This is a genomic window from Thermogemmatispora tikiterensis, assembly GCF_003268475.1.
GTDB classification, from domain to species: Bacteria; Chloroflexota; Ktedonobacteria; order Ktedonobacterales; family Ktedonobacteraceae; genus Thermogemmatispora; species Thermogemmatispora tikiterensis.
Genome location: NZ_MCIF01000002.1, coordinates 3,265,794 through 3,283,095 on the forward strand (window position 1 = coordinate 3,265,794; position 17,302 = coordinate 3,283,095).

Below are 17,302 nucleotides of genomic sequence, written 5' to 3' on the forward strand. Positions count from 1 at the left end.
CCCTCCCCTGATGGCTACCCACTGCTCGCCATAGAAGCTTCCTTTTACATAGGAAGACATAGCTTGTATCCCCGGGGTATGGTAAGAGCAAGAGCATCGCAAACCAGAACAGAGGCCATGCCGTCGTACCAACCTCACCAGCGAGCGTGCCTGCTCTTCACCACAGCCCTGATCGAGAGAGACCTCCCATGCTCAGAGCGGAGCGGCTGCTAGAGATTATCGAGCGCCTCCAACGCCTGCCCGAGGGAGAAGGGCGACGTTTGCTTCTCGACTTTCTGCGCCAGGGTAGCGCTGCCCGGCGCAGTCTGCTCTTCCTCAGTGAAGAGGACACCCAGCATCTGCGCCTGCTGGCGAGCAGTGGCCGCCCGCCTTCGCGCCCTCCTGCTCACAGCCACAGCCAGCGCCAGGCTGGTACTATCGAACTCATCCCCCTGAGCGGCATCTTCGGCAGCGTCATGCGCAGCCAGGCCCCGCGCTTCATCTCCTCTATCCAGCAAGAGCCGCAGGCCCTGCCCAGCGAGCGCTACTGGAGCGGCTCCGTTGGGAGCCTGCTCCTCTGTCCTCTTGGGCAGGCTGGTCAGCCCGCCAGCGCTCTCCTGGTCCTCTGCTTCACTCGCCGCCAGGGCAGCCAATTAGCCACTCAAAGTGATCCTGCGACCCTACTCAAGAGCAACCTCTTCCAGCTCTGCCTGTCGCTGCTCGCCCACTACCTCCCCTCTGTTTCGTCGCCAACAGTGGCAGTCGCTTATGAGCAGGCGACCGAGAGCCGTCCCCATAGAAGGCGCAGCGGCTCCGCAGCGGTAGCCGCTGCGCCCAGCCCCTTACCGCCCTCAGAAGCGGCCATCGAAGAAGAACGAGCGCGCCTTGCCCACACGCTCCACGATAGTCTGGCTCAGGAATTAGCGCACATCCTTCATCAGCTAGAGGCCGCAAGCCGCCAGCTGGAGAGCCAGCCAGAGGAAGCCAGACACGCCCTGACAGAAGCCCAGCAGCAACTGCGCCAGAGCCTGGAGCGCCTACGCGAAACCATCGCTACCCTGGCCCCCGCGCCGCTCGGTGAGGTCAGCTTTGAGCTGGCCCTGCACTCGCTGCTGGAAGACTTCCAGCGAGCCGAGCCATCCATTATCCTGGAAGAAAGGATAGAGCAGCCGCTGGCCATCCCTCACCATCTCGAGCCAACGATCTTCCACCTCGTGCAAGAGGCACTCAATAACGTACGCAAGCATGCGCAGGCCAGCCGTGTCAGTCTCAGGATGCAGCATCAGGATGGAACACTCGTGGTGAGGATTGAAGATAACGGAAAGGGCTTTACGCCAGAGCAACGCGAGAGTGGCCTACAGCACCAGCTGGGGCTCTACTTGATGCGCGAGCGCGTCCAGCGGGCCGGTGGTAGCCTGACGATCCAGAGCGCCCCCCGGCAGGGCACACGCCTTGAAGCTCGCTTTCCCCAGGGAAGCGCCGACTCGCCACTCACGCCGCGCGAGCGCCAGATACTGCAGCTGCTCAGCACTGGAGCCAGTAACCAGACCATCGCTCAGCAGCTTGCGCTCAGTGTTGAGACCGTCAAAGCAGATATCGAGGCCATCAAGCGCAAGCTCAAGGCCCGCAATCGGACTCAGGCGATAGTCAGCGCCCTGCGTCTCCATTGGTTGGAGTAGACGACGTATCCTCGCCCCGGGCCCGGGGAAGAGTTACCAGGGAGATGGCAGACGAGGAGCAACCACGGCGAGCAGTCGACGCGCATTCACCGACAAGCACCGGCAATGGCAGCGCAGCCAGCCGAAGCTCAAGGTCGCGAGCGTCAGCGACGGCGACGCGGCCTCAACCCTGACGCCTGCGGGTACGCTTCAAATCGCGCCCTACCTGCAATACATCCTTTACTCGTTCAAGGCGGGCGATGACACGCTGGAGCTGCTCCAGGTTCTCGATCTCCAGCGTTGCATTGACCACCGCCAACTCACGTGAGCCGTTGGTATGAGTAGACAAAGCAGCCATATTGATGCCCAGCTCGGCGATGGCTCCAGCAATATCGCGCATCAGGCCCGGGCGATCGCGGGCCGTCACTACGATCGGGGCCAGATAGTGCGACTGCTCCACGCCGGCCCAGCTCACCGTAATCAAGCGTTCGCTGCTATGCTCACGGTAGCGGGCGATATTGGGGCAATCGGCCCGATGCACGATCACGCCGCGGCCACGGCTAATAAAGCCCACGATAGGATCGCCGGGCAGAGGGCAGCAGCAGTTCGCCAGACGTGTCAGCAGGCCAGTGACGCCATCGACACAGAGATTGACCGCTGGAGCCTCCTTCGTACCGCTCGTTGGCAGCAGCGGCTCCTCCTCCTGGTGAGCGCCATTCTCACGCTCACGTCCATCGCGGTCGCGGATCTGCAGATACTCGCCCAGGCGCACCGCCACCCAGTGCTGGCGGATTTTATCGCTGCCAATAGCCGCCAGCAGATCCTCAAAGGAAGCCAGGCGCGGCTCCCGCTGCTCGCGCTGAGCGTTGTACTCTTCCAGCAAGCGATCCTGCAGATCCTCCGTCAGCACCTCCAGTCCGCGGACGCCGAGGGCTTTCAGCTCGCGATCCAGGCGCTCCCGCCCAATCTGGATATTGATATCGCGCTCATGGGCCTTCAGATAACGACGAATATGGCTGCGAGCCGTGGCTGTGCGCGCAAAATTGAGCCAGTCACGGCTCGGATGAGCCGTGCGGCTTGTCGTAATATCGACGATCTCTCCATTCTTCAGCTCGTAGTCGAGGGGAACCATGCGCGCTACCAGCCGCTCACTCTCGCCAGCGCCCATCTCCGTAATGATGCGCGCGCCAGCGCAGTGGTTGCCGATCTCGCTATGGATGCGATAGGCGAAATCGATCGGCGTCGAGCCAACTGGCAGATCCTTGACCTCACCCTTGGGCGTAAAGACAAAGATCTGCTCAGAGAACGGATCGCTGCGCGAAGTCTCCGGCGGCTCAGACTCGCCGCTCTGCGAAGCCCGCAGCTCGCGCTGCCACTCAGCCAGCTGGCGTAGCCAGGTCAACAGCTCCTTGGCCGAAGGAGAAGCGTGATCCCCCACATCCTTATAGTGCCAGTGCATGGCCACCCCATACTCAGCGATCTGATGCATCTCAAAGGTGCGGATCTGAATCTCCACCAACTGCTCGTCGACGCAGAAGACCGTCGTATGGAGGGCCTGATAGCCATTCGGCTTGGGATTGGCAATATAGTCCTTAATACGGCCCTCTTTAGGCTTCCAGAGGCTATGGACATGGCCCAAGGCCAGATAACAATCCTGGGTGGTCTCCACCAGGATGCGGAAGGCGATCACATCATGGATCTGATTCAGATCCAGGCCGCGCTTCAAGTCCTCCAGGCTCTCTGTGCCAAGCAGGCTCGGCTGGGTTGGCAGACCAGCGGCGCGCAGAATCTTCTTATAGAAGCTGTAGAGGTGCTTAATGCGCCCAGAGACCTCCACATGTTTCAGGCCGATGGCCGCCATCTCACGGCGCAGAATCTCACAGACCTTCTCCACATAGGCCCCCCACTGCTTTTTCTCGGCCTCCATCTGATCGCGGACCCAGGCATATTGCACAGGCTGCAAGATCTCGAAAGCCAGGTCCTCCAGCTCGCACTCCACGCGCGACATCCCGAGGCGGCCCGCCAGCGGTGCATAAATCTCGCGCGTCTCGCGCGCCATTGTCAGCCGCTCCTGCGGGTCATACTGGAAAACTGGATCGCGCAACATACGCATCGCATGCAGGCGATAGGCCAGCTTCAGCAGAACGACCCGCGGGTCATCAGACATGGCCAGAAACATCTTGCGCACCGTCTCCGCCTGCTGATGCTGCAGCGCATCGCGGTTGCGCCGCTTGCGGCTCTCGCGGCTGCTCTCCACCTCGCTACGGCCCGCCGGCAAGAGCTGAGCGCCAACATGCTTCTTGCGCTCCAGAATGTTGAGGCGCAGCATACTGCTCACTACTCGCGCCACCGGCTGCCCCAGCTCCTCAGCCACATGCTCCAACGAGAGCAGCTCGGCATCAACCGCCTCGAAAATCAGGCCCGCGGCGACGCCGATGGCATCGATGCGCATCTCGGCCAGGATCAGGGCCACCCCCAGCGCATGTTCCAGGGGAGGAAGGGCACGCTTTCCCCTGACGCCGCGACAGCGCTCCTGCGCCAGGCGCAAAGCATGCTGCACCTGCTCAATTTCAGCGGGAGACATATATTCGCGGACGCGAGCCAGCAAGGTTTCTGCCGCACGCTCGTCGGGGGGCTTTTCTCCAACAGCAATGGTCAGACCTCCGCCGGTTTCCACTTCCCCCGGCGCCCCCGCCGCAGACACGGATACGGATAAGCGCTCTCCCAACTGCCGGCCTGACTCAGGCTCGATCGTCATCTCTACCATGTGCACATTTCTATATTTCATGCAGAAAACTGCAGGATATGGTCTCGTGCAGATTCACTTATCGTTCTTCCAGGGTAGCTTTACAAGAATCGTCAGAGGCCCTGCCACCGTTCTTTTCGACCAATGTGCCCCTTCACTCGTTCCTGGCAGCATCCCGGGCCTAGAGTTCCACAGGTTCTAGCAGTACATCCTTTCAGATTATAGACCTTGCAGATAGCCTTGTCTAGCTGCCCTCAGCAGGCACAGACCCCAGGGGAACCCCTGCCAGCGCGGAATCAAAGCGCAATCAGTTCGGCGAACAAAGATGACATCTCCTGGACAACCCCAGGGTAAAGAGTACCATCACACGAGAGGAGAGAAATGGCTCGCAGCCAGCCTGTCACAGCGGCAACAGCGGCAAGCTCAGCCGCCCACGTCTACCTACTCAGTCAAAGGTAGGGAGCACGTCGCCTGGCAACGAAGGAGAGCACCAGCAAGAGAGCGGCCACAGAGCAGCGTTCCGCTCGCTTGCTGTTCAAAAACGCTCTTTGCCCTGCCGGATTAGCTGAGTGGCTCAGAAAGGGTGCTCTCCTCGCCTATGCGGCTATTGACTCTACCACTCTGGCCGGCCCGATGCCCCAGGTTGCGCCGCACGCTAACCACGCTTTTGACCTGGAGCAAGCGTTTGAAAACGCGCTCGATCTGGTCCACCGATTGGATCTCCATCGTTGCCGTAATCACGGCCTTCTGCAAGGCTGGATTCGTCGTTGAGGAGACCGCCGTCATGTTGATGCCAGCATCACTGACCACCGCCGCTACATCACGCAGGAGGCCAGCCCGATCACGGGCCACAATAGTGATAGGGGCTAGATAGGACTGCGTCTTGACCTGCGACCAGTCCAGAGCAAAGATCCGACCTTTGACACGCTCGCGGAAGCGCTGGAGCGTACGGCAATCCTGGCGGTGAACGATCAATCCCTTATTCGGGCTGAGAAAGCCAGCAATGGTGTCCCCTGGCAGGGGACAACAGCAATGAGCGAGGCGTGTGGCCACACCAGGGGCCGGAGGCCGTGCGCTGGTCTGAGCCTCCGCACCTGGTGCAGGCAAACGGTGCCCATTGAGCGCCGGGCCAGCGACCACCGGCAGCCCTCCGGAGTCAGATGATCCAGCAATGGTTTCGGCCTGCCGCAACGCCCCACGCTCGCGCAAGACTGGTAGCAGCTGCTCGACCAGGTCCTCTACTGGCAGATCACCTCGTCCAAGAGCCACATAGAGGGCCTCCACCGACTGATATTTGCGCGCGCTCGCCAAGGGCAGCAGCTCCTCATCGCGCAGAGCCTCAAGACCCACCGCTCCCGCCGCCTTCAGCGCCAGATCCAGCCGCTCGCGTCCAAGCTGCAGATTGATTTCACGCTCGTGATTCTTCAGGTAGCGCTTAATCTTGGTTCGCGCATTGGCCGTACGCACAAAGGTCAGCCAGTCGCGTGTCGGATGAATCGCCTGGTTGGTCACAATATCGACAATTTCGCCACTCTTCAGCTCATAATCCAGCGGGACCAGGCGCGTCACCAGGCGCTCGCTGTCGCCCAGGCTGGTGATGATTCGCGCCCCCGCGCAGTGATCGCCGATATCCGTGTGGATACGATAGGCCATATCGACCGGGGTCGATCCGCGGGGAAGATCCTTAATTTCCCCCTTGGGGGTAAAAACAAAAATCTGCTCCTGGAAGATATCGCCCTTGACGGCCTCTATGAAATCGTCGGCGCTCTGCGGCAGCTCGCGCTGCCACTCGCGCAGCTGCTCGATCCAGGCGATCATCTCCCGATAGGAGAGGCGAGAGCCACCGCGCTCACGCAGGTACCAATAGCTGGCGATCCCATAGTCCGCCGTGCGCTGCATCTCATGGGTGCGGATCTGGATTTCAGCGAGGCGATCATCGAGGCAGAAGACCGTCGTATGAAGGGACTGGTAGCCATTGACCTTGGGGGTAGCGATATAGTCCTTGATGCGCCCATCTTTTGGCCGCCAGAGAGCATGGATATGGCCAAGGGCCAGATAACAGTCGTGGTCACTATCAACGAGGATACGGAACGAGACCAGGTCATGCAGCTGACTAACCTCGCCGCCGCTCTGCAGCAACTTGCGGTTGATACTGGCCAGATGCTTCTGCCAGGCCAGCACCTCGGCATGAATCTCGGCGCGGCGCATCTCCTCATCAATGGCGCTGCAGACGGCATCAACATACGGCTGACGTTTGCGCCGCTCTTCCTCGACCTCACGCGCCAGACGCTCGTAGCGCTCCGGCTCCAGATAATAAAAAGCCAGATCCTCCAGCTCGGCCTGCACCAGGCCCATGCCCAACCGTCGCGCCAGTGGCGCATAGATCTCGCTTGTCTCGCGGGCAATAATCTGCTGCTTGGCCGGCGGCATGGCGCTGAGCGTACGCATATTATGCAGGCGGTCGGCCAGCTTAATGACCACCACGCGCGGATCTTCCGCCATTGCCAGGAGCATCTTGCGCACCGTTTCGGAGCGCAGGCGGCTCTTGAGATCGCGCCCAGCCTCCTCTGCGCGTTCGGACTCGGGGGCAGGCGCACACGCCCCGCTCTCGGACGGGGAGCCGGACCCAGGCTTGCCGGCCAGAGCATCAAACTTTGTCACCCCGTCCACAATGGTCGCCACCGCCGGACCAAACTGGGCCCGCACCTCCTCCAGGGTATAATCGCTATCCTCAACCACATCATGGAGCAAGGCGGCCACAATGCCATCGGCGTCAATGCGCATCTGAGTCAGAATAAGCGCCACCGCCAGCGGATGCTGAATATATGGCTCGCCCGAGCGACGCCGTACCCCCATATGGGCCCGATTCGCCAGCTCGTAAGCCCGCTCGATCTTCGCCAGATCCTGTGGCGAGAGATAAGCCCGCGTCTCCGCCAGCAATTGCTTAAGGGCATCGCCCTCCAGATGCCCATCAGAGGGCTGATATGGATAGATCACCGTCCAGGTTCGCTGTCGCCGCCCTTGCCGATCCTGATCCTGACTGGCGGCATCCGGGGCTGCAGTGATGAGTGCATCGGTGTCCACGCTCATATCTGGGGAAACCATCGAGGCCACGAGTCGGCCATCAGTTCCCTCTGGCCCCATCAGGGTACCCGCCTCATGCCGGCTTCCATTTTGTTCACGTGAATCCATATCTGGGTACCCGATCCTCTGCCTGTGCGTATACTGTTCAACAAATTTAGCTGGCCGTTGAGAAATGTTAGACACCTGCCTGTGTATTACCTTGTAATTATAAGGTGCGAGGCATTACTGTCAAGCAGTCGACGGCGAGCACCCGAGCGCCGATGAACGAAGAAAAGAAAGAGACAAGGCCAAGAGCAGACCTTGGTCTTGTCCGTGAAGCAGATAAATTGCTACAATGATTCCTACGTTCCAGGATCACCTTCCCTCACAAGAGCGCGAGCCACAAGCAGAGCCGCGCAGTGGAGGGAGGCGAACAAGGGGCACGCTATCTGTCCCCATCTCTCCTGCGCTCCTGGCCATCTCACAGCCCGGATGCAGGCAATGAACCTGACCTGTCCAGCTCGTCCGATCAGGGACTGATCTGCAGCGGACGTCGCCGGCTAGCGTCGCGCTACGCGCGCTTTATCATAACAGCTGCTGCAGTAGACAGGCCGGTCGTTGCGAGGGAGGAAGGGCACTTTGGCCTCCTGCCCGCACTCGGCGCAGATCACCGTGTGCATCTCACGCGGCGCGCGCTCACTCCGGCTGCCTCCTCCCGCTGCCTGACGCCGCAAGGCCCGGCAGGCCGGGCAACGCGCAGGCTGGTTCAGCAGGCCCTTCTGCTGGAAAAACTCCTGTTCCCCTGCTGTGAAGACGAATTCGTTTCCGCAATCACGGCACTTGAGAGTTTTGTCGACGAAACTCAACCAAGGACCTCCTTAGTGGTATGGTCGGTATCCTTTCAGGTCCATTTCTGGCCTCTGTCACCAGTCTGTTTGTCGCCCTGAGCAGCGTGGGACCCATGCCTGATGGCACTGTGCGCAAGACCAGTCTCGGATTACCGCTTGAAAGCATACACCAACTTTTGCTGTTTTTCAAGTGATTCTAGTCCCAATCAGTCAGCGTTTTGATATTTTTACGCGCTTTTCATGTGAAGTGGACGGCCTTACATTGGTTTCACGATGTTTCTCGCTTTGTCAAAAAGAGCCAGCGTCGCCGCCAGATAGAGCGTGCTTCGGGCGAAACGTTGCGTAAACCCTGCCAATTCGCTATACTCTCTCAACAGAGGAGTCGCGCCCGGCAGATAGGTGTGAGTGAGGTTGCCTGGTGACTCAGGGCTTCGTCAACCCGGCCCGGCATAGCCACCCGGCGGCGCTGACTTGACTGGGCCGGCCCCCTCTCATCAGGCAAGCTCGTTGTTGCAAAGGGAGTGGCCAGTGGACGCACTCGCGGTTCGTTCCAGCTCGTTTGCTTTTACGATCGACGTTGAGAATCCTCCAGTGCCGTCGGCCCCGACCTGGGCCCGCGCCTGTACGCTCCAGACTCCCCACGGCCAGATTCAGACGCCGATCTTTATGCCTGTTGGCACGCAGGCGACGGTCAAGTGTCTGACCCCCGAGGAGGTGCAGGCCACGGGCGCGCAGATTATTCTCGCCAATACGTACCATCTGATGCTACGCCCCGGTTCAGAGTTGATCGATAGCTTCGGTGGGCTGCATGCTTTTATGCGCTGGCCCGGCCCGATGTTGACCGACAGCGGCGGCTTCCAGGTCTTCAGTCTGGGCCATCTGCGCACGCTTACCGAGGAAGGCGTGACGTTTAAGTCGCACCTGGATGGCTCGCTGCACCTGCTGACTCCTGAGCGGGGCTTGCAGATCGAGGCCGAGCTGGGCGCCGATTTTGTCCTGCCTCTGGATATCTGCAGCGGCTATCCCTGTACGCCCCAGGAGGCCCGCCAGGCTATGGAGCGCACTCACCGCTGGGCCCTGCGCGCCCTGGAAGCCTTCACTCAGCGTCCACATCGCCCAGAGCGTCCCCAGGCCCTCTTTGGCATCGTCCAAGGGGCCTTCGAGCCTGAGTTGCGCCAGGAGAGCGCTCGCTTCATCGGCTCTCTGCCTTTCTTCGGCCTCTCGATCGGGGGACTGTCGGTCGGCGAGCCGAAAGCGCTGATGTGGGAGCTGCTGCGCGCGACAACGCCCGCGCTGCCCCGCGAGAAGCCACGCCATTTGCTGGGAGTCGGCTCTCCCGAGGACCTGATTATGGGGATCGATCTGGGAATGGATCTGTTCGACTGCGTGCTGCCAACGCGGGTGGCGCGCCACGGCGGCCTCTTTACACGCCGCGGACGGGTTAATATTAAGCGCGCCCGCTTTCGCACAGAGCATGGCCCTGTCGAGGAGGGCTGCGATTGTTATACCTGTCGCAACTATAGCGCTGCCTACCTGCACCACCTGGCACGGGCAGAGGAGCAGCTCTACTATCGCCTGGGGAGCATTCATAATCTGCGCTTCATGCTGCGCCTGGCCGCGGAGGCGCGGGCAGCGATTCTGGCCGGGACCTTCCCGGCTTTCCGCGATGCCTTCCTGGCCAGCTATGTGCCAGCTTCAGAGACGGCACGCGAGGAACAGCGAGTGAAGTGGCTGGCCCGAATGGCCTCCCGCGCAACGTCGTCCTAAGCCCGGTTTGGAGAGAAGAAGGATAGCAGCTTATGGCCGAGATGTTTCGCTTTCTCGATAGCGGTGTGCACGATGCGGCTCTGAATATGGCCATCGATGAGGCCATTCTCATTCACCACTTGCGCGGCGAGGCACCGCCAACCTTGCGTGTTTTCCGCTGGTCACAGCCGTCGATCTCGCTGGGCCGCTTTCAGAATGTGGAGCGCGAGATTCTCAGCGATCTCTGCCGCGAACGTGGTGTGGCTCTGGTGCGCCGTCCAACCGGGGGCCGTGCAGTCTATCACCGCGATGAGTTCACCTACAGCATCGTGATCAGTCGACGTTATGGGGTGCCTTCCGGAGTGGTGGCAGCTTACGCCTATCTGGCCCACGGCTTATTAGAGGCGCTGGCCTTGTTGGGCGTGCAGGCAGAGATCAGCGATGGTCGCGTGCAGAAGCATCCCTCGGCGGCCTGCTTCGCTTCTTCAACCCAGGCTGATTTGACCAGCGGCGGCTACAAGCTGGTGGGCAGCGCCCAGGTCTGGCGCGAGGATGCCCTGCTGCAACAGGGTTCTCTGCCGCTGGACGATCGGGCAGAGGAGTTCTATGCGCTGCTGCGCTTCCCCGATGAGGCCGCCCGGGCTGCAGCCCTGGCCTTTTATCGCCAGAAGACGCAGCCGCTACACGCTTTCGCTCCAGACGCGAGCTGGGAGCAGGTAGCAGAGGCTTTCCGCAAGGGCTTTGGTCAGGCGCTGGAGCGGGAGTTTGTGCCCGGTGAGTTGAGCCGCTCCGAGCTGGAGCTGGCCGAGCAGCTCGTGGCCGAGAAGTATAGTAAGCTGGAGTGGCGCAAGGAGCGCGTGACTCTGGTCTGAACTGTTGTTACTACTGTTTTCCTAGCGGGGTCGGTCCCCTCACTTCAAGCCCTGGCCGGCCACAGCCGTCTAGCCTTCCAGCACAGCCAGTGTCTGCCGGCTGCAACTAGCCAGGCTCTTGCACTTCGACAGAGACATTGTACTGGTTACGTGCACGATAGGAACAGTGATGTAGCCGTGCTGACACAGGTACGTGGCCAGGACAGCACGATGACAGTGGCGGGGATCAGCCTCAAAACAGGTCAGCGCCACTCGTCTCTTTTCAGCAATGAGAGCGGCTAGCTGCTCAAGGCTCTCCTTTGCCTGCGGGAGCAAGTCAGTGACATAACGAGCAAAGAGCGCGCGATACGCATCTTCGCTCTCCAGCTCTCTCCGCAGCTCGGAGGGTACTCCCAGAGCTGGGAAATGGAGATAGGCGATCCCCACCTCGTAGAGGGCCTGAGCCAGGCGCTTCCTGGCAAAGCCAAACTTGCGCGAAAATGGGTGACGTCGTACATCGACTAGAAGACGCACCTGATGGGAGAGCAACAGAGTTAGATAGGCGTCCAGGCTTAAGCCTTCGTAGCCGAGCGTGAAGAGACAGGCGCTCTCCTCTGCTTCGCCACGGCCCTCCTCCAGCGAGGGGAGAGCACTGGGCTGCCGCTGCCATCTCAGCAGTGGCAAAACTCCACCCCGCTCAGCCATCAGGCCCCGGCCCTCCTCCCACACTTGCGACAACAAGCGGCGATCCTCTTGACGGAGCTGGGACAGGTAGGAGCTTCCTGCCACAGGAGCAAGCAGCGCTACCCGCGGCGGCGGCGTCAGATAGCGACGCAGACGCAGCGTCTGCAGGTCATGCTCCAGAACAAAGCTGCGCCAGCGCCTCCCCCTAAGAACGAATTCATAAGGAGCCTCTCTTTGTTCGCGCCGCACACGATCGCATAAGAGCATCAGCAGCAGCTGCGCCTCCTCCTCCGCTAACTCTCCCTCAGCCAGTTCAGCCAGCGCTAAGATGAGCCGCTGACGATAGAGCATAGCCACGGGTCGGAACCTTCCTCTCATCTGATTATCCTCTCAGGTACTACGACGAAAAGCTGTCCGCCCCGCTACTCGCTCCCGGCAAGAGTCCTATGCCCTATCTCTCAGTCCCCTCTCTCATCAGCGACGCTCTCTTCGCTTTCTTGTATCAATTAATTGTACTGCATATCAAAGGAACCGTACAAGTCTTTCGTCCAGAAGCAACCAGTCATTCTCTCTTATCCCGACCTTGATCATATTCAAATACATATTAAATTCCTCACCCGCATAATAGCTTAAGAAAGGCAAGGAAAGCTTTCTTCTACGGTGTGAAGAAAGACGGTGATAAGCACCTGTAGCCACATATCTAGAGAAAGGATATCTAGCACCATGAGCATATCGTCCCTGGCACACAGTGATACCAAGGATACGGAGGCAGCGGGCAGGGCGCCAGCCCTGTCCAATAGTGGAGCCGCCGCTGTTCCACGCAGCCTCTCGATCGTGTTCTTGACGCAGAACGACGAAGCGAGCATCGAACTGGTTGTGCGCTCGCTGCTGAGCAGCCTGGCAGATTGGGCCGATGACCTGGAGATTCTCGCTGTCGATCGCGGGAGCCACGATCGCACCGGCATACTGCTCGAACGCCTTGCCGCGGAGGAACCGCGTCTGATCGTCCTGCACCAGCCCGCGAGTTGCAGCTATGGCCAGGCCCTGGTCAGTGCCCTGAGCCAAGCCAGCAAAGAGTTCGTCCTCCTCACGGAGGCTCAGCCTGGCTTCAATGTGGACCTCCTCAAGCGCAGCTTTGCCCTGCTGAGCGACTACGACGCAGTGCTCGGCTTTCGCCAGCGCCAGGGCTGGCAGCAGTTGACCGCGCTGCTCTGGAGCTGGCTGCTGCGCTTCACCCTGGGCCTGCGTGTGCGCGATCTCTCCTGTCCCTTTAAGCTCTACCGCGCCGAGTTTTTCCGCCAGCAAGCCCTGGAGATGCAGGGACACCTCATTAATGCCGAAATGATCCATAAATTTGTGCGCGCTGGCTACGTCTACACGGAGATCGCCATTGGCCCGGAGAAAGCAGGCGAACCCGTCAGGCCGTCACTGCGGCGCAAGCTTGCCCTCTACTGGGAAGCCCTCTGCGAGCTGAGCAATTATAGCGGTCGCTGCTATCAAGAAGAGCATGGATGTATTTGAGCAGTATCACTGGAGGAGTGTGGAGGAGAGGATTCAATGGCGTCCGGTCTTCTGACAAAAGAATCCCCTAAATTCAGCGAGCTACAATTTCGCAACCGTGTGGCGCGTTATCGGCGCTGGCTAGAGGGCAACGTCAGCCCCAGCGCGACGCGCAGCAACAGTCGCGAGCTTGCCGAATACCAGCGTGCGGCCTGCCGTCCGATCCTGATTCATGGCAAGGAGGTGACCGTCTTCGCACCATTCCACCCAGAGCGCGCCGCCCTGCACACCTTCAGCCGGGCGCAGCTCGCGATACTGGGCGGCCTCTTGCTGCTTTGGGGCGGTGCCCTGGTTTGGAAAGGGCCAACGCTGCTCGTTGTGGCCTCGACCCTGATCACGCTGCTCTATGTGGCCCATCTGCTGCTGCAGTTTGCCATTGTGGGGACACATCTGCTGGCTCCCGCCGAGGCCAGCGGCGATGAGGGGATCGACGAGCATCTGATCAGCGCTCTCAACAATGCCGACTGGCCTCACTACACCATCCTGTGCCCGCTCTACCGCGAGGCCGCCGTGGTTGGCCAGATGGTGAGCGCACTGCGTGCCCTGGACTACCCCCGCGATCGTTTGGAGATCTTGCTGCTGACAGAGGAAGACGACCTGGAGACGCGCGCCGCTCTCAAGCAGCTGGCTCTCCCCGCTCACTTCCGGGTGCTTGTCGTGCCACGCGGCTATCCCCGTACCAAGGCCCGCGCCTGTAACTACGGACTGCTCCACGCTCGGGGCGACTACCTGGTCATCTACGATGCCGAGGATATCCCCGATCCTTTGCAGCTGAAAAAAGCTGTGCTGACCTTCGCTCAGCACGACCATTCGCTAGCCTGTGTGCAGGCACGTCTGAATTGCTATAATCCTTCACAAAATCTCCTGACTCGCCTCTTTACCGCTGAGTATTCCCTCTGGTTTGATCTGGTGCTGCCGGGCCTGCAACGGCTCGGTCTCCCGTTGCCGCTCGGTGGCACCTCAAACCATTTCCGCGTCTCGGTGCTGCGCGCCGTCGGCGGCTGGGACGCCTTCAATGTTACCGAGGACTGCGATCTCGGCCTGCGCCTCTTTCAGCATGGCTTCAAGACGGTGATTCTCGATTCGACGACCTATGAGGAGGCGAATTCTCGCCTTAGCAACTGGCTGCGCCAACGCTCGCGCTGGATTAAAGGCTATATGCAGACCTACCTGGTCTATATGCGCCATCCCCTGGTCTACTGGCGCGAGCGGCGCCTGCGTGAACTCTGCAGTGTGCAACTGGTGATTGGCGCCAGCGCCGCCAGCCTGCTCGTGAACCCTCTCGTCTGGGCGCTCTCCCTTTTCTATGTCTGCACTGCTGGTCGCTACCAGGCTTTCTACCATCTGCTCTTCCCTGGCCCCATTCTCTACATGGGCGCCTTCTGTCTGATCTTCGGCAACTTTTTCCACCTCTACCTCAACCTGCTGGCGCTGCTGCATCGCCGCTATTATGCGCTGGTGCCCTGGGCCTTACTGATGCCCTGCTGCTGGTTGCTGGACAGCCTGGCCGCTTATCTGGCCCTCGCCGAGCTGCTGATCCGGCCTCACTACTGGCAGAAGACACTCCACGGCTTCCATCTGCTCAAGCAGCAGCAACCTGTCAACCAGTTCAGTGCCACCGTGGTTCCCGCGACTCCTCAGCGTGGGCCGAGCGAGATCGAGATCGGCCTGACCCCCATCCGCCTGGGCGGCCATACTCCCTTCAAGCCGCTGCGCCTGGTCTTGACACCAGAGACGAGTATCCGTCCCTTACCACGCATTCGCCGCTCGCGTCCCCATGACCTGGGAGCACTGGTGACCTTCCTCTGCGCTTGCCTGAGCAGCATCTCGGCCTGCCTCTACTTCTTTCTGCATCAGGAGATTCTGCTCTACGGCGATGCCTACGCCCATCTACGCATTGCTCGCAGCGTCTTCGATAGCGCTACGCCCGGCCTGGCCCAGCTCGGCGGCGTCTGGCTGCCACTGCCTCACGTACTGATGTTGCCCTTCGTCTGGAATGACTTCCTCTGGCACTCTGGGCTGGCTGGCAGCTTCGTCTCGATGCTCTGCTATATCATCGCTGCCCTCTACCTCTACCGCGGTGGTCTGCGCCTGACTCGCGATCGCTGGGCCGCTTTCCTCTGTTCCCTGGTCTTCATGCTCAATCCCAATATCCTCTACCTGCAGTCGACACCGCTGACCGAGCTGACCCTGATTTGCATGATGACGGTGGCCGGCTACTACTTCTTGAGCTGGGCTCAGGAGAATCGCCCGCGCTACCTGGTTCTGGCGGCGGCCAGCACCTTCCTGGCAACGCTCTCCCGCTACGAAGGCTGGTCTTTCTTCGTTTGCTTGCTTCTCCTGGTCAGCCTGACCAGCCTGCTCAAGCGGCGCTCCTTCGCCGAGATCTGCGCCAATACCCTCGTTTTCGCCCTCCTGGGAGGCTTCGGCATCGCGCTCTGGCTGGCCTGGAACCGCATCATCTTCGGCGACACTTTCTTTTTCTTGCACGGCCCTTTTTCCTCTGAGATGTTGCTCTCCAGCTTTGCCCGGGCTGGCCGCTTCTATACCTATCACAACGTCAGCCTCTCGTTACTGACCTACATACTGCTCTCAGTGAAAACCTTCGGGCCATTCTTACTCTTTCTCTCGTTGCTGTCCTTCATCTTCTTTCTGCTCAGTCACCGGCTGAGGCCGGAGACCCTGGCCCTGATTGCCTTCATGGCCCCGCTCGGCTTCTATGTGCTCTCGATCTACAGTGGGCAGGCACTGATCCTGCTACCGGAGATCGGGCCGGGCCATGATCCCGGGCGCCTCTACAACGATCGGCACGGCGCAGCGGTCGTGGTGCCGGCGGCCCTGCTGCTGGCCACTCTGATGAGCAGTGGGCTGCGCCTGTTGCGGGGAAGGCTCCATCTCCTGGGGCGCCTGGCCTGTGCCGGAGCGATCTGCGGTCAGGCCTGCTTCATTGCTGCGACCGGCATTGTGACCCTGCAGGATGGCCTCTACGGGAACTCCTGCACCGGCACCCACCCGGTCAGCATCTACCTGGCCAGACACTACAACGGCGGCCTGATCTTAGAGGACGTCTCTCCCACCAATTTCGACGTTTCGGAGGCCGGCATCAACTTCCGTAGTGTGATCTACGATGGCTCGGGCCGGCTCTGGCAGCAGGCCCTGCGCAATCCCGCAGCCAGCGTCGACTGGATCGTCCTCAATCCACGGCTCCCGGGCGATCGCGTGGCGCGAGCGCTGCCGCCGGGCAGTCCCCTGCTGCGTCAGTTCACGCTGGTGCTGATCGATTCCCGCAGCGGTATGCATCTCTACCATCATCGCGGGCGCCCGCCGCTGCCAGATCGCCCGATTCCACCGGAACTCTTAACCGCTCATCGCCTCTGTCCAAACGACTAAGGTCTCAGTGCTCGTCTGCTCGTTCGTGTGCTCACTCATTCGTCGGGCAGGACAAAGGTCATGAGGTCGCGCCCGACGATGATGGTGCCGCGATAGCCTTCGGCGCGCGCCCGCTCCTGCAGGCGGACCACGTCAAGCTCGCGGTAGAGATGCGAGCAGACGAGCGTCCTGACCTGGGTAGCAGCGGCCAGCTGGATGATCTCGTCATCGCTGAGATGGCCAGAGTCGATGATGGCCAGGTCCACGCCCTGCAGAAAGAGGCGCTCTTGCTCATGAAAGGAGGAGTCGCCGGTAATGGCGTAGCGCTGCCCCTGCCAGCTGAAACGCAGGCCGTGGTTGCCCGCAGGCGGTAGTTCGATGAAATCAAAGAGGTAAGGTCCGATCTGAAATGCATCTTCTGTAATTTCGTGGACCAGAATCTGATAATGGGGCTGACGGAAGCTGTGTGGACTGAAGAGGCGCATCAGTCCATCGATCAGGCGCTGCAGTCCGGGCGGCCCGTAGAGGTGGAGGTCATATTTACGTGGCTGCCGCCGCGACCAGGCGCCCGCATGCAGCAAGGGAATGAGATCGGAGACGTGATCGGGATGAAAGTGCGAGATGACGATATGTTCCAGGGCGTTGGGATTGAGGCCAACTTCAGTAAGACGCTGGCTGATGCCGCGCCCGCAATCGAAGAGGATGGGCAGCCCGGCCAGCTGCAGGAGAACACTGGAGGCGCGACGCTCCAGCTCGATTTGACAGGTGCCCGTACCAAGCAGCATGAGATAGCTCATC

At 60.6% G+C, this 17,302-nt stretch carries 10 protein-coding genes; 5 read left to right on the top strand and 5 right to left on the bottom strand.

Features of this window, described 5'->3' with window-relative positions:
* Positions 1-188: 188 nt before the first annotated feature.
* A complete protein-coding gene (locus A4R35_RS13190; RefSeq protein ID WP_112430086.1) occupies positions 189-1,658 on the top strand; it encodes a helix-turn-helix transcriptional regulator in 1,470 nt (489 codons plus the stop codon).
* 163 nt (positions 1,659-1,821) lie between these two features.
* On the opposite strand, the gene A4R35_RS13195 is transcribed toward A4R35_RS13190, so the two are convergent.
* The 3 genes from A4R35_RS13195 to A4R35_RS13205 form a co-directional block, all read right to left on the bottom strand.
* On the bottom strand, positions 1,822-4,404 hold the full coding sequence (locus A4R35_RS13195; protein ID WP_189361769.1) for a RelA/SpoT family protein: 2,583 nt from the start codon (positions 4,402-4,404) through the stop codon (positions 1,822-1,824).
* A 540-nt stretch (positions 4,405-4,944) separates the two neighbouring features.
* Positions 4,945-7,575, bottom strand: coding sequence for a RelA/SpoT family protein (locus A4R35_RS13200; protein WP_112430090.1), 2,631 nt, complete (start codon positions 7,573-7,575; stop codon positions 4,945-4,947).
* A 431-nt stretch (positions 7,576-8,006) separates the two neighbouring features.
* Entirely contained in the window at positions 8,007-8,312 is a 306-nt protein-coding gene (locus A4R35_RS13205) for a zinc-ribbon domain containing protein (RefSeq protein ID WP_112430092.1), read from the bottom strand.
* Positions 8,313-8,822: 510 nt separating this feature from the next.
* On the opposite strand from A4R35_RS13205, the gene tgt reads away from it, so the two are divergent.
* Both tgt and A4R35_RS13215 read left to right on the top strand, forming a co-directional pair.
* Complete coding sequence (gene tgt, locus A4R35_RS13210) at positions 8,823-10,061, top strand: tRNA guanosine(34) transglycosylase Tgt (protein ID WP_223258324.1); 1,239 nt, start codon at positions 8,823-8,825, stop codon at positions 10,059-10,061.
* Between the two features lie 32 nt (positions 10,062-10,093).
* Positions 10,094-10,912 (top strand): lipoate--protein ligase family protein, encoded by an 819-nt coding sequence (locus tag A4R35_RS13215; RefSeq protein ID WP_112430094.1) that lies wholly within the window; start codon positions 10,094-10,096, stop codon positions 10,910-10,912.
* 69 nt (positions 10,913-10,981) lie between these two features.
* Here A4R35_RS13215 and A4R35_RS13220 read toward each other — a convergent pair whose 3' ends face one another.
* Positions 10,982-11,953 carry a DUF488 domain-containing protein gene (locus tag A4R35_RS13220; protein ID WP_112430096.1) on the bottom strand — a complete coding sequence of 324 codons (972 nt, stop codon included), beginning with the start codon at positions 11,951-11,953 and terminating at the stop codon, positions 10,982-10,984.
* 345 nt (positions 11,954-12,298) lie between these two features.
* Between A4R35_RS13220 and A4R35_RS13225 the strand changes: the two genes are divergently transcribed.
* Together A4R35_RS13225 and A4R35_RS13230 are read left to right on the top strand one after the other, a co-directional pair.
* A complete protein-coding gene (locus tag A4R35_RS13225; protein WP_112430098.1) occupies positions 12,299-13,096 on the top strand; it encodes a glycosyltransferase family 2 protein in 798 nt (265 codons plus the stop codon).
* 36 nt (positions 13,097-13,132) lie between these two features.
* Entirely contained in the window at positions 13,133-16,525 is a 3,393-nt protein-coding gene (locus A4R35_RS13230; RefSeq protein ID WP_112430100.1) for a glycosyltransferase, read from the top strand.
* Between the two features lie 35 nt (positions 16,526-16,560).
* Here the strand turns inward: A4R35_RS13230 and A4R35_RS13235 are convergent, their stop codons facing one another.
* Positions 16,561-17,301, bottom strand: a complete 741-nt coding sequence (locus tag A4R35_RS13235; protein WP_112430102.1) for an MBL fold metallo-hydrolase — start codon at positions 17,299-17,301, stop codon at positions 16,561-16,563.
* Position 17,302 lies beyond the last annotated feature (1 nt).